This is a genomic window from Paenibacillus sp. J22FR21, assembly GCF_056269135.1.
In genome coordinates, this window is record NZ_JBWDNJ010000009.1 from 180106 (window position 1) to 195333 (window position 15228).

Here is a 15228-nt window from a genome sequence, read left to right on the forward strand (position 1 = left end):
CCTCACCGCTTAAACGGATTATTCATTGAAAGCTTTTCAAGAAGCTTTACCATTTGCACGGTTTCCGAAGGAGCGTATTTCTCCATAATTGATAGGATTCGTTCAGGTATGTAGCTGGAATATCTCCAAGTGCTGTCTTTACGATCCCATTCCACCAAGTCGTGCGTTTTGAACTCTTTCGTGTTCGGATTCCAGTCGAATACAGATAGTTTTACAAGACGTTTGCTCCGGTCCTTCAACTCTTCCATAACGATTGCAAAGTGAATGTTTCTGGATGCTCGTTCGTATTGAGCTTGATATGCTTTATTCGGATGCTCGTCCAAGATAACGTCTGCCAGCTGCGAAGGAATATTATCGGGATCGGGAGTGTGATAGGTGGTAAGCGCGCCCGGTAATCCCCGCTCACATGCTTTCAAGAATATTTCGGCTTCCAGGGAGCGCAGCTCCCCGACAATGATATACTCATAATCGCTTCGGAGAACCAAATCGAAAATCTTAGTTTTATTCTCCTCAGTCAAGATGAACTCCATGACTTTGTGCTTCGGATAATGCTCGGATATCTTCAATTCATCAAAGTCTTTTTGAATTATGAGCATCTTGTCGTAGCTCTTTCGTTCGGCAATCATTGCCGAGAGCAAAGTACTCTTCCCACTCTTAACAGGTCCACAGATCTTTGTTGTGCCACGGCCCTTTGAGATTGCCCTAAGAATGTCCACCATTTCATTAGGAAAGGTTCCGTATTCTGCAATATCCTCCAAACTCACTCGTTTGATCGTATAATGCCTGAAAATGATCGTCGGACGTCTAGTCCAAGGCGGAATTATGATCGTCACACGAGTACCGTCTGCCATGTCGATTTGGAGTGAAGGATTATGCTGGTTCAGAGAAGTAATTGGGTTTCGTAGGCTCAATTGCTTCGCAACCCTCAATACATCAGATTCAGAAGCATATGAGATGTCCTGCAACTCATCAAGTTGGCCAGGAATCTCGAAGAAAATGTTGGTCCCAATTATACTAGCCGCCTGTGAGTCTTGGTATCTTTCGTGTTTCCACCATGTCGAGATCGGTCCAAGACCATATGTTTCTTGATAGAATGCCTCCACAATGTCGGTGTAATAAGATGGGTAAGAACTTCCAAGTAGGTTATTTCTTCGCAAATACTCTTCAATTTCACGCTTGAACCAGTCAATTGCTGTCTTGGAACCGATGATGGCTTCATGTTGTTTGGTGAGCCATGAGGTCTTTTCGTGATCCTTACTTTTTTCGAACCGATCCGTAAAATGGTCAATAATTGAACGCTTAATCTTATTGAACAAGGAATCGGATTCAACGCGAGGGCTCGGATCAGCTTTTCGTTCTTCCTCTTCAAGAATTTGCTGTTCCTGTAGGTAGTCACGGATGCTAAACCTTTCTTCACTCCAGTCCCAACTTTTTACGACGACAGTAGCTTCTTCCATAACCCCGTTTTCTCCTTCGCTGTCTTTCTTCCTTGATTACCCATCAGTCGCCCAACTACAATTTCACCGAGAGCATCGAAAACATCATTTGCCTTCTTTTTCACGCCTTTATTCCGACTCTCGCAGAGCAATTTCTTCTCAATCTCACAAATCATCCCTTCAACGCCGAAGTCAGATATTGTTGCAATTACCGGCACCTCCATGCTGTTTTGGAGAGCCTTTGAATCAATTGGGAGATCCAAATTATTTCTGTTTACAACCAAAAGGAACTCATCTGATGTAATTCCTAATAGTCGGAGAATGTCGTTATTCATTTGACTCCACATTTTGGCCGATACCGGCTGCTGATTACCTACGAGTAATTTAACTTCGGATTTAATCAGGCCTTGCAGGGTTACGTTATTGCATGGCGAGAACCCGACATCGAGAATGACAATATCAAACTGTTCAGCAGCCGCTGTAATAACATGCTCGACTTCCTCAGTTCTAAAATAACCCCGTTTCGTGAAATCTTGGTTCCCCGCAAGGTAATGGAATTTTCTTGAGTCATCATAATGCATATAATTTATCAGTTCACTCGGCTTAATTCTTTGCCGGTTATCAACGATTGCTGCGTACATCTCGTCAAAGGTGTTTCCAACATAATTGTCAACAAAGGCAGTACCTGGATTAAATTGGTTTAGCCCGAGAACACAAACGGATTGTTCATTACTTTCTGCCAGTTTCTTCGCAAGGCTTAAAGCTACGGTTGTACCTCCAACTTGCGGATGTGTCCCTAAAACCGCGCATACGTTTCTGAGCCCTCTAGCCTTGCTTGATATCCCCAAAATCCGTTGGATGATTTGAGAGGTCGATTGCCTAGGATGGATCGGCTTTATTCCATGCTGCTTACAGAGGGCTATTTTGTTCTCGATGATTGATGTCTTTGGACTATTCGAAATCAGATAATATGTTTGAGTTGACTTAAAATCTTGTGCAAATGCGGTTAAGGTTAGTGGCTGTACTTCCCGATCTGAAATAATCAGAATATCATATTCCTCATTCCGAGATGCCTCTGAAGCTTTTGCGGTAATAAAATCGGATTCCGGATCAAAATGCTGATATTCCCTACGAAGATTTGTATCTTCGCCGATAAACAGTATCTTTTTCATTGAGTTGCCTCCTATTACTGATAACTGATGACGAACTTATAATTGTTCTGTACCAGCTTGTTTATCATTGCCCATTGTTCCGGATTAACGGCGACTTCCAGTCGAGCTCCCAAGTTGGAAGAGTTAATCCTCGGAGTCGAATCACTTAGTGCAGTCGAGTTCGGGGGAAGTGAGTCAGTGATTTCGTTTGCCGTGTTGTCTTTGAAGTAAGCAACTGTTATCCCTAGAAGTTTCTCTCTTGCAACAGCCAGTAATGGTGCGTTCGGATCTTCTTTGATTCCTGCATTTACGTTAGCGCTCCCTTGCACACTGTTATCTTGCTGGTTCGCGGTTGCCGTGAAATCAACCCTTGCACTTTTTGACATATCGACTATAGGCAACAGTGACACCTTATCCAAGCGACGGAGGGATTTCGGGAACGACATAACCCATTCTGTCGGAATTTCGATAATCATTTCCCCATCTTTCTTTACTACCGTATTAATCTTATCTGCTGTAAATTGCTCGTTTATCCCCATCGGAGCTTGTGCTTCCTTTCCGATGATTTCTTCAGGATTCACTAAAACACCGGTAACCAGATCGCTTAATCTAACTCGTTTAATCGTTAAGTCCTCCGATCGAATGACCGTATGAATCGGGATTTCACTAACTGTGACAACCACTTCTTTTGAATCAACCTTTTCCGAATAATTCTCTACGTAATAATTAACCCCCGCTATATGCCCTATGAAGACCACCGCGTAGATAATCAACGCAATAAGCAACCTCACCAATTGCGGTAATTTGAAAAACCAATTTCTCAAGTCATTCATCCTTCCGATTTGTTAATTAAGCACCTGTTTTACCCCGATTTCTACGTCAACATCCGAGTACGGGGCCCTGATATACCCATCGATACCGGCAATGATGCTTTGAAGGATTTCATCTTCAGACTTTCTCTCAGTGATCCATAGCACTTTGCAGCCGATTGATAACTTATCAGATCGAAACTGCTCAAATTTCAAACGGTCTAAGTGCTCATTCAAAGCGATGATGCACAAATCAGAATGCAGAGGTCCGACATCATCAAAACCTTTAAACTCGACGACTTCGATTGTTAACCCCATTGTGTTGTTCAGCAGCATAGGAGTTATTCCCGTGTTTCCGATCAACACTGCGTTGATGGGTTTAATTTCTTCCACTTCCACGGACATGTTGATGTTTGAAAGAATTACTCTGTTACGGCCTTGCTCTTTTGCTGTATACACTCCATCATCAGCGGATTTGATCCATTCCGTGATGGTCATACCGGTTTTCCACTCGCAAACTCCGCAAGAGAATGTAATGAAGTATTCCTTTCCTTCATGCTTGGAAATTGCTGTCTTTCTTACATACTCCAAGATTGAATGCATCCTTTCGGAAGCTTGTTTACCATTCGCATTAGGAAGAAGTACGACAAACTCCTCTCCTCCATAACGTGCTACAATATCCGAGGAACGTATCTGCTCCTGTAATGCAGCACTCATACCTTGAAGGACTAAATCCCCTATGTGATGTCCGTAGTTATCATTGATCGATTTAAATTTATCTGCATCGATAAACGCTAACGAAATTGGATATCCATTTCTTTGCGATCTTTGCAGTTCCAGCATGATCTGATGATCAAAGTAACGTCTGTTATACGCTTTGGTTAGCGGATCCCGAAATGCCAACTCTTCGAAGCTTCCAATGCGCTTGATCCAACCCTTGACTCTCGCCAGCAATTCCTTATGGTTTACTGGGTGAAGAAGGAAGTCATCGGCTCCTTTATTGAAACATTCGATCCGAAATACATCTTGGTTATTCCGAGACAGGATGATCAGAGGCAGCCATTTTGTTTCTTGCTGACCTTTCAAGCTAGCAATAAAATCAAGATGATCTTCGTTTGGACCGTCATATGATAAGAGTATTGCTTTTATACTCATTGTGCTTAAGCATTTAATTGCTTCTTCTAAAGAAGGTTTTATGATCGGCGTTAACCCGCCATCTGATAGGATTTCTGCTATCACGGCAGCGGTGGTCGGGTCTTCCTCTATGAGCAGTACAAGCAGTTCCATTCAAGTCCCCTCCCTCAACCGCCAAACAATTTGCTGATAATTCCACTACGCCGTTTTCTAAGATGACTGATCGGGTAATCTTTTGGAACAATCCGCTTGATCACTCCATATAAGGCATAAATTAATTCGTCACGAATGATCTCGTCATCGGCAAGTAATTTGCTGTTCCAGATCGAATCAATCACAGAACTATACGGTAACTCTGGAATCACTGATATCGGAGTAAGTGGTAACGAACGTAACCATTCGTTTCTGTTGGCTACCTTTACATCCCGGTTGGCGATTATGTTTGCCGGCTTACCTAGATTCCGAATTTCGAAAATTACGTCTGTGTTCTTCTTAGTTTCTTGCTTATAAAAGCGAACCGGAAGCAGTGGGTCAACTGTTATCAGTAACTCATCGGCGCTAAGACAAATGTCTCGAACAGATGGGTCGTTCCAATTGTGCGATACATCAAGAAGTACGATTGGTTCCTTAACGTGATAAAGCATCTTAAGGGTATCGTCGGCAGACCAATCATTTGCCTTTTTCAGCCCTTCCGGATGAATTGGATACCAGGTCGTATTCCCGTCTCTCCACTCCTCGTTGCGATTTACGATAACCCCATTTTGTTGAACTTGCTCCGATAAAAATTTATAATCCTTGGGACATTTTTGTTCGCCAAATAATAATGAATATAGGACCGGATCACCTGCAGGATGCTCCACAACTGCGTTGCTAATGCCTATGTGATGGAGTATTCGGGAGATCGCCATTGTCACGAAAGTCGAGCCGGATCCAGAATATGCGCTACCAATTGCAAAAAGCTTTGGCTGAACTTTTATTTCTCTTACTTTCTCTACGTACTGAACTACTTGCCTTTCAATAATCCGTTCCCGCTCAACGATTTTTTCCTTTTCAATTACAACCGGTTTAGTCGTTGTCTCTACGGCTACATTAATGCTTCTCGCACCTTCCACTGCTACAGTTCGATTTCGCCATTGAATGTCAGGATCAACTTCGCGCAAATGCTTAACATCGGAAAACGTTTTAGGTTGTTCCATTAATACAACGAATTCGTCGATGCTAACATTAGATGAAGTGTTTCGAGTGAAAATGTTATAAATGCCAAATGATACAAGGTCGGCTAGTAAAGGGTGTCCTTCGTTTTCGTCACTAAGGAAAATGAAACTAATGTCAGTTTGGCGTTCACGGATCGTCAAAATCGTATCCGAAAGGAGCTCTAAACGTTTACCAAGATTGTTTTTTCCAATTGAGCTGGAGATGATCAGTCCATAAATGTGTGTCCCTTGGGCGATTTTCTCCTCAATTGTTGAAAGCAAATGTTCGAGGACTACGACGATTTCAATCACCTTTAATCCTCTAAGCTCAAACTTTTTCTTCAATTGCTCGGCAAACTTGAGATCTTGGCTTGCTATGATGACGTTTTTTGCGGGCGCTCCGCTTTCTTCCACATTAACTCCCCCCTTCCACTACTGAGCTTCCTTACTATTCAAATTCCAGATTTTATATCCTAACGATCGCTCAATTGCAGATTTTAATTGCTCGTCTGGATATTCTAAGCCTGCTTCGATTCGACTTATCTGCATTTGGTATGTGAGCTGCTTCGGATTTGTCTCATTAATGGCCATTGCTAGTTTTTCCTGGCTCATCTTTTTCCGGACTCTGCAAAGTTTCATCACTTCACCTGGATGTAGATCCACTTTTGCTTATATCTCCTTTCTTCGAAAGCAAAAAAGCACGCCGAGTAACCCTTTCGGGTATCTCGGCGTGCTTCGCCTACAATATGTTTCTATTCGGTTTGTTTAATTAAACAAAGACATTTCTTATATTACTGCTGGAAACTATTGGTGTCAATGTTTAGGCGCCCTTTTAAACCAACTCATGAACCCGCCGCTGCCTTTTTCTTTGTTTTTATCAGCTACGTTATTCGCCGCAGCGATGAACGACCGTATTTCAAAGGCAATATCACTATTGTCTTCCTGAAGCTTTAACAGATTATTCTTCGCATCCTCTACTTCTGATTTCGCTGCAGTCGGATCAATCATTACATTGTATAAACGTTGGCACTCTTCTTTTATAAGTCGTTCTCTTTGCTGTTTTTCTTCTAGCTTTACCTTAACAATCATATCATCGGCCTTATCTCCATAATCACGAATAATATAAAGTAACTCCGATGGATATTCATGCTCCAACTTCCGGATTTGAATGGCCATCTCTTCCATTTCCGAAGTGCTTGAAGCCGTTTTAATCAAGTCGTAGATTGCTCCCGCTTTACTCCGACACTCATTTCTCATCTCTTGCGCTTTTTTATTTTCTGTCGTTTCAGAGTCTATTCTCTTTTTAATTTCCGTAACACTTTCGGAAACGCCTACAACATTTTCATATTTTTGCTGGATGTCATCAAGAACCTCGCGGTTCCGTTCACCTTGACCCTTGAGTTGGATGATTTCGTCACCCAGTTGTTCAAGCTTTTGTTTTGTTTCCTCTGAATCAGCTGGTAGCAGTAGTGATGGAGCCATTTCTTCAACTTGTTTCTCTATCAGCATCCGCAAATCAACATGAAGCTTACCATCGGTCCCTTGTGAAATAGCGCCTGCAGCTGTCAATTGCGTGAATAATGATTCCATGAGTTGTTGATATAAAACATCCTTTTGTGTCCTCGGCGCTGCCGGCGTATGAGGCTGAACGCTGATCGGTGGCCTTTGACTCACTGATGGACTGTAAGCCTTTGCCCCTGCTGTCTCATAAATTAGTGCTGGTTTCATTCCATACTTTCTTAATAGCAGTGCCATTTTGAGTTTTATAACAGCTTGATAGTCAATGATAATTGTCCGTCCAATGCTTCTTGTTTGTAAGTAGTTAGCTAGCTCTTTTACAAACGCTCGCATTATCCCTGGTGTTGATAGATAACGGGTGGTATCTGCTTCAACACAAAACCACTTTTCGAAATCCGTTGTAGTATACTCATGCCGCTCAACAAGGACAGAGAGGGTTTCATGGTCAAATAATTCATCTATTAGATTCATCCGCTGAACGGCATCAAACAGCGGATCATTACCAAACTCCGCTTCAAGCCGCTCTCTTGTTATTTGTTCAACCAGCACAAAATTTGCCCCCGATCTAAATCCGGTAACTTCTACTATCATTTTATAAGATTTCATAAGAATTTATCAATGTAAATTTTCAGATATTTTATTCTCTTTTAGTATATTTGACTTATATTTGTCCTCATTTATAATAATTTAAATTTATTTTCACTTTTCTTCTTTTGTTTAAACTTATTTTGATTTTTTTAAACAAATTTATTAAATTTTATGTTCATAAATTCGAATAAATTTTCATAAATTCCGTTGGAAAGGGGCGTCCGGCCCTAACCCATCCCGTTTCGAGTCATAAAATCATATAAATTTTCATAAAACCACTCAAAGAAGAGGGGACATACACTGATTTCAAAAAACTTAGGTGTAATAACTGCGAACATGCCAAATAGCCCGGTAGATGTGACCTCCGTGCCAAGAGAACATTTTGAAATGACTGGAACCTCAACAGAAATGAGATAGTATGGCGATATGTACCAACCCTGAACGCGCGCGTTTATTCGTAAGCCTTCAGACCAAAATCCTTTTCAGGAATACCGATTCTATTATCTGGACGAGCTCACCGTTACTCCCGGGTTTTATGATTCCTATGAGTGTCCCATAAAATCTTATAAATTTTTATATACAGCACTATGTTCTTATTAATTCTAGTGTTCTCTCATTTCAGCGACTTAACGCGGCGTTACGCTGCATAACGCCGCGTGATCACACTTGCCCTTGTTTACCCCTACCCCAGGAGTACTGCGATGGGGGAGGGCGGCCTTCCCGGACATTTCTAAACTCATAACAACTGGGATGATATAAGAAGACATTGCTACTCATATTGCTGGTTATAAACCACTTGATGTAAATGTATTACGAAATGACCAGACCATAGAATTCAGATTATTTTACGAATAATAAGATCAATAAAAAAGCGACAGATTTGGACTCATACTCGTCCATGGCTGTCGCTTTTCGTATCCTTTTTATAGGTCGAAATTGGAGTTCCTCTTAGTCTTTTCCTCTTGTTTAGGGCTAAACAGATCAAAGTCGTCATTTACAATGCCCTTAACGGCAACCGCTTCTTTTTTCTTCACTTCTTTGAATCCGGAAAGATCAATTACAGGGCGGTTGCTGCGCTGTTCTCGTTTGGTTTCTAACTCGCGTTCTTCCTGCTCGATCTCACTTAGCATCTTTGCAATCCTTAGTGGGAGCTGGGAGGATACGACGCCGGCATAGAGAATTGCCTTAGGCTTTTCATCAACGAGCTTATTTTTGCTTGTAATTGTTCCCCATTTTGCATTCTCGATCAGACCAGAGTGAGGCTTCTCCGCATTGGCGGCAAATTTACCGAATCTCTCTTCAAGTATCCGGAAATCTGAGTCAGTAATGATCTGATTCTTACTTTTAGGGTGCACTACTGCGATAAAACCATTAGTTGCATCCAGCTCATAGTCATAATCACTCGCAGTTGGAGCTTCTCGGAAGCTCTTTTCGATCAACTGACTCATGTTATTAACTTCAAGAGAATCCCCTTCTTGGATATAGCATTTTCCGAGTGAGAGGTATCCTGGTGTACTAAGAACATCGAGAAGCTCGTCCTCGTCAAATGTTTTCCCAGAGGGGAGGGAGGTTAAGAAGGCGACCTCTGTTAACAAGGCTGCTAACATCGAGTTCCCAAAATCCGTCCATTCCAGTTTAGTTTCGGTATCGCTGAATATACCTTCAGTCATCTGAAATAATTTTTCATTGTCAATAATCTGAACCGATCCGCAGCTCTCATTCTGGATCATTTCATGAATATGAGAAAGACCCCAGCTGGCGTTTTTCTTAATACCACGCTTTTCCCATGCACCTGGTACGGAAACGATTGCTCCGAATGATGGCTTACCGTTGAATGGTTCCCGGACACGCGAGAGGTTGTTAAGCAAAATAGGAACTGCTGCGTTCCCAGTACCGCCGCCCATACCTGCGATTACAAATACGAAATCTGCATCAACGACTTCTGGCGATTGCAAAACACTGATTACTTTATCGCGGTTATCTTTAATCGCAGCTTGTCCACGTTCAATGTCTTTAATAGCCCCGTTGTAGCCGTCAAGCTTAATGATATTTTGGACGACTTTCAGATCGGATAAGTCAGACTCAGAAGTGTTGATGGCAATAACATCATGCTTCAGTCTGGCCATTTCATCCCCTTGTCGACCACCGTATTGTCCGCATGAGATGAAACAAAACTTTAGTTTGCGGCTATTACCATCAGTTCTGCTAGTAAATCCTTCAAGAGAAATAAATCCAAGATTAAGATCCATAATTTCGCACGCCTCCTAAATAAATTAAGAATTATCTCGTATGTATTCCGCTAACTGGATGCCACGCAACTCATGAGGGACGTATTTTTTCTCACGTTTGTTCATGGTAGCCCCTACCGATACAAATCCTACAGTTTCCAAGACGAGTAAAGCCTTCTCCACCTTGTATCTATCCCCGATCTCCTTAACAAGATCAGTCCAGTTAATCCCATCAGTCCTATTGTTCCATATGACTCTAAAAACCTCGATCATTTCCCGCGGTATCCGTTTACCCATAAAGTCCACGATCTCTGGCGGAAACTCAAGAAAATCGTTATGCAAGAATTGCACCTCCTTATTGTTGCGTTAGGCACCGTATTCGAGGAGCCAGAGCAAACAATTGTTCAGCATTAGTGTTGCGTTACGCTTCGTGATTATAATTATGGGCTATCATCTCTCAGCCTGTCAATAATAGGATAGCCATATGTAGCCATATTTCTATGATTATTATCTTAATTAGCGTTGCGTAACGCAACTTAAAATTTCTATAGAAGCAATTATTAACGTCGCGTTATGTTGCGTTACGACGCTTAATCTACTTACGATGAAGCCAAACCCCTTATGTTTCAAGGCTTTTATGTTGATTAAATTACGTTGCGTTACGCCGCGTAATCTATGCTCGTTTTCCTCTTACCCTATATATAATAGGGTATATTGCATTTATATTACGTTGCGTTAGGCAACAGAATAGTTTTGAACTAATATCATATCTGTCAACTTAACTTTTGGTCACCTTCAGTCTATCAGGCATCGTTCTAGGGCTAAAAACGCTCGAATTGATTCCAGTTGGTGGTTGAAAGCAGATTACGAAAGAATCTATATGAAGAAGGGCATTTTGATAAAAATTTATAATTTTTGATAAGAATTAATGGGATCTGAATTAACTTAATTCGATTTTAATAGGAACAAAAATAGAGTGGTGGTGGTAGAACGCAGCCCAAATGAGACCCAACGTGAGTCGTCATTCGTCAAAAGGACAAGGCCCGTTTTAATCTCTTTGGTAGAAGCTGCTGAGGTAAAGAAGCTATCCCCATGTGATGAATACTTAGCCTATGATGATTTTATGGAGATAGCTCTGATTAATTACAATTGAAGTCACAACGTTCATAACAATAGCTCCACCCAATTGAAGTTACTTTAGATATGACAATGGATAGGTACAATGGTCATGACAACAATGAGTTATACATTATCATCTGGATTGTTGAACCTGTTGTCACAATAGTTGTCACATGAGCCATAGGTACATAAATACCATATACTTCAAGGCTTTTATCGTGATAACGTAAATGACAATGAAAACGACAATGGTGAGACGCTACTCCTAACCAGAGTTAGTTTGTACTTACATTGACTTGAAAGTAGAGGTTAAATAATGCGGTTCTATTTGGATGGTAATTTTGAACTTAATAAAATCGAGGACTCAATCCTCCAAAATTTATATCGGTTCCGGCTCCTTACGACTGAGCAGATCCTTTTTCTTATCTATCCTGAGCTGGTGACAAACACGTTTCCGCTTAACCCTAAAAACGATTCAGCTTGGAGGAAAAACTACACCGCAAAGTATTCTCGTATTCGAAAGGAAATACTTCGACTCGAACGGTTCAACTTTATAAGATCGCAATTATACAAGGTCACTGCTCGCAAGTTATCCGTCTACACACTGGATACCGAGAAGCTAAGCGTCGTTAAGGATCATCTTGATATTGACCCGCTCCACTTTGGAACAGGTTGGGATGATGACTTTGGCGATCTATCCATCGACTTTTTCGATTTTCCAAAACGGTTCGAGCATCATTTGGACTCCGTTAATTTTTTCATTCGAATGCAGTTCCTAAGCCCTCAATTCACGTTCATGAATGAGATCGACTATGTAGACAATGTGTACGCTGCTCAAACTTATAACCTCGAAAGTGGTGACTCAATAAAGTTCAGGCCGGACGGCGAGCTAAAGATCTACGGATTCCGGCAGGAGAAAAAGAATCCAACTCCAGGGTTCCATTCGTGGATCGAGATTGATCGGTCTACGGAGAACACAAACGAATTGTCGCTCAAGTTTGAGAACTACAGAGGTTACCTGGCGCAAGCAACAGCAACGAAATCATCCAAGCCACCAATTATCCTTGTGTTCACTAATGCCACAACGAAGATCGGCAGAAGGTGGATTTCTCTCTTCAATGCCTATCAAGCCAACTTGATGAATTACAGCTCTTACATGAATATGCTTGTTTGCAATTCGGAGAATTTGTTTCAGACGCTTAGTTCCTTTACCGAGAGGAACGGTATGCTTCTAAAGATGAAGCAGCGGGTAGAGGGAGCCGCTAAGCCTGATATGGGGTTTTTGGGGACGGTACATATGGGGAATGGCAGGAATAACGATCAAGATCAGGATCCTATCACACCTTTACAAGTGATGGCTAGTGATGTGCTTGGTTGGATCCCACATTTTGTAATCACCGAGAACAATCCCAATAGGGTCCAGATTTATCTGTTTCAAAAGTTCGATGGATATGAATCACAGGGATTATGCCGAGTACTAGACTTTCTCAGTAAATGGTCACAATTCCCGGATGAGATAAAGCGGGTTAAGGAAATCGTGCCAGTCTTTTATTTCAAGGACGGCTCGCCTATCGGGGTTCCTAAACAAATTGATGGATGCTCAAACGAGGAAAAAGCTGTATTAGCCAGATCGATATGGTATGGTACGGAACAAGGAACCTGGTACGATGAATCTCTTAAGCCGATGATCAGTGAATCAGTGATAAACCCGCTCACCTATGGACTTCATCTGAAGATATAAAACCAAGACGTGTGTTAAGATTCAATTCTTAGCACCGTCTTTTGTTTTGCTCATAATGAATATGCCCCTATCTGGTCAGGCACGGGGAACATTATGAACACATCAACACCCGTTTCCTCAGCAGCAGCGCGAGAACGATCCATTTTTTCGCTTCAGACCGATTACTTAACCGGCTTTGCTTTTATCCTGATCCCGGTGCTATGAGCAGCTTTTTTTGCTAGTTCAGCAAATATCCTTGCTTGTTCTTTTGTGATCGATGATGATTTTGCCATAAAAATCCCCTCCCTGGTCCAATTCTATTAATCCATTATTGCCATAACTCTTGAGGTTTAAGCATATTCCCCCGGCTGCTCTCATATCTTGTCTAGTAATGATGGACAAATGGACAAACGGACGAGTGGCCCTAGAGCTAATGGAGGTAAGAGGGTCATAATGACGATAGGGAGGAGAGATGTACTGTGAACCTTAACCCAATTTTTCGAGAGCCCACTCCCGCTTCAGCGAATAAGCAACTCTTGGGCAAACCTAACTTGCAACCCGAGAACCCGGTAGAGTTAAAGGAACAACCAAGACAAAGGAAACCGCGGAGCGATAAAACCCATGATATCCGGATCTGCGTCACTCTAAACCAAAAAGCTCTAATTCGCCGATTAGCCAAAGAATCGAAGTTAGCCTCAACGAAGTATGCGACCAAATTATTGGTATCATCTTTATCTTCATGCAGAATCCTACCCGAATACGATTATCACGATACAAAGATCTACGTACACGTAAAACCAACTCAGCTTGATTATCAGAAGGTGTTCGATTTTGCGGTTACCAACGATGTGTCGGAGCGGGAAGCGGCAACACGGCTTGTTATGCATGGATTACGGCAGCGTGGTGGTTTCGATTGAAACCTCTTAGTAAGTTGAATCTCATCTCTAGACGCCTCCAAGAATTATCCTCACCGCGAAAAGGGATACTCGGCGGCTTTTTAGATGCGCTCCTTGGATCGTCTGAGAATCATCGAAATGCCAAAGTAGAGCTTAATGTGCGGCTACCGCAACATGATTATGTGAGAGCTGAGATGTTCGTTGGGGATATCATAGATATGGCCGGTGATGATGTTTACCTTCGTGTCGATGAACTGATCGCAATCTTGTATCAAGATTTCCTAGTCACAATTGTAAAGGGAGTCAACCAGAAGCAACTTGCCGCAAAATTAGCACAGAAGCGGGAGAGGTATCTGCGGCAGTATCAAAAAGTCGAGGAATTTTTGAAAGTATCGCCGAATCATTGGAAACTCAGTGAACGTGTGGTCGCAAGGAAGGTGAAGTGGGTAATCATTCGTTTGGAGGTTGCTCGGCATGTCGCTTTCCGAGGTGAAGGATTCCTATTGGATCTATCGTTAATTGAGCCAAAGTTTCATATGTCCCTTGAGGAACTCATTTCCATACTGACAATGGATTTTATCGCCCAACTTCGATCTGGAAATGACGCAAAAGTAATTCAACATATCATTAACAACCTTCAGGCTGAGTAATGTACACGTACTGGATAGTGGAGAGGGTACCAGTGCTAGCGCAAGGGAAGATCGTCTTCCTTGTTCTTGCGCCAGTAAGTGAGACGCATCGTCTACCTCCAATAATTTAGTTGTCTACAGCTGATATCATGCCGAAAATACATGCCACTACGAGGAAAAACACCATCGTCCCTCAACTCCTTTCTTCTTGTATCTTTAGTATAGTACAGGCTGCGGCTCGAGGCATTTTTGCAGGTACCCAACTTGTCAGTCGAGCGTCACGCTCCATTTTTCCGAAAGGGAGATTGTTCCTTCACGGGTCTTTCGGTTATAATCGGGGTATATAATTTCATAACCAACACGCGAGTAAGAAGCACTTACTTGGGCCATTGGCCTAAGTATGTGCTTTTTTTTGTGGTTAAGGAGAGGAGGGAGTTTATCGAAATGATGATGGCGCTCAAGTTTCTCGTCCTTCTGCCGGCTAATATTGAGTTAAACTATATGGTCGTCCCAAAGGATGATGGTCGTATTTGAGATCGCAAGTACGAGAGAGAGGAAGGAGACGAAGCTTATTGGCTAAAGAAGTTTATATGAATGATGAACATCATTTCGGCAAAGGGTTGCTGCCAGCGTATGGACAGAAGATTTGGGTAGACTTGCGAGAGGGGTTGCTAGAGCTATACCGACTCTATTTTCACACCGGTTTGGTATCCCTTTTCATACTGGTTAACACGGCGATAGCCATTTCTTCTGCAATGCTGTGCATCATGCAATTTAATCAGGCTGCAAACGGTCCCGACGCCATCG

At 42.1% G+C, this 15228-nt stretch carries 10 protein-coding genes; 2 read left to right on the forward strand and 8 right to left on the reverse strand.

Going from position 1 to position 15228, the window contains the following annotated elements; genetic code table 11:
* Positions 1-2: 2 nt before the first annotated feature.
* The 8 genes from AC0YNS_RS26840 to AC0YNS_RS26875 all read right to left on the reverse strand — a co-directional run bounded on the left by AC0YNS_RS26840 (position 3) and on the right by AC0YNS_RS26875 (position 10399).
* Entirely contained in the window at positions 3-1457 is a 1455-nt protein-coding gene (locus tag AC0YNS_RS26840; protein WP_475784001.1) for an ATPase, T2SS/T4P/T4SS family, read from the reverse strand.
* Positions 1433-2608, reverse strand: a complete 1176-nt coding sequence (locus AC0YNS_RS26845; protein WP_475784002.1) for a CpaE/TadZ family protein — start codon at positions 2606-2608, stop codon at positions 1433-1435. Before AC0YNS_RS26845 ends, AC0YNS_RS26840 begins: the two co-directional genes overlap by 25 nt.
* Positions 2609-2622: 14 nt before the next feature.
* Complete coding sequence (locus AC0YNS_RS26850; RefSeq protein ID WP_475784003.1) at positions 2623-3411, reverse strand: SAF domain-containing protein; 789 nt, start codon at positions 3409-3411, stop codon at positions 2623-2625.
* 21 nt (positions 3412-3432) lie between these two features.
* Positions 3433-4683, reverse strand: coding sequence for a GGDEF domain-containing response regulator (locus AC0YNS_RS26855; RefSeq protein ID WP_475784004.1), 1251 nt, complete (start codon positions 4681-4683; stop codon positions 3433-3435).
* Positions 4684-4697: 14 nt separating this feature from the next.
* Positions 4698-6137 (reverse strand): hypothetical protein, encoded by a 1440-nt coding sequence (locus tag AC0YNS_RS26860; protein WP_475784005.1) that lies wholly within the window; start codon positions 6135-6137, stop codon positions 4698-4700.
* Between the two features lie 399 nt (positions 6138-6536).
* Positions 6537-7790, reverse strand: coding sequence for a hypothetical protein (locus AC0YNS_RS26865; RefSeq protein ID WP_475784006.1), 1254 nt, complete (start codon positions 7788-7790; stop codon positions 6537-6539).
* A 962-nt stretch (positions 7791-8752) separates the two neighbouring features.
* Positions 8753-10078 (reverse strand): FtsZ/tubulin family protein, encoded by a 1326-nt coding sequence (locus AC0YNS_RS26870; RefSeq protein ID WP_475784007.1) that lies wholly within the window; start codon positions 10076-10078, stop codon positions 8753-8755.
* A gap of 24 nt (positions 10079-10102) precedes the next feature.
* A complete protein-coding gene (locus tag AC0YNS_RS26875; RefSeq protein ID WP_475784008.1) occupies positions 10103-10399 on the reverse strand; it encodes a hypothetical protein in 297 nt (98 codons plus the stop codon).
* A 1105-nt stretch (positions 10400-11504) separates the two neighbouring features.
* Between AC0YNS_RS26875 and AC0YNS_RS26880 the strand changes: the two genes are divergently transcribed.
* Entirely contained in the window at positions 11505-12917 is a 1413-nt protein-coding gene (locus AC0YNS_RS26880) for a hypothetical protein (RefSeq protein ID WP_475784009.1), read from the forward strand.
* An 892-nt stretch (positions 12918-13809) separates the two neighbouring features.
* A complete protein-coding gene (locus tag AC0YNS_RS26885; protein WP_475784010.1) occupies positions 13810-14442 on the forward strand; it encodes a hypothetical protein in 633 nt (210 codons plus the stop codon).
* Positions 14443-15228: the final 786 nt, after the last annotated feature.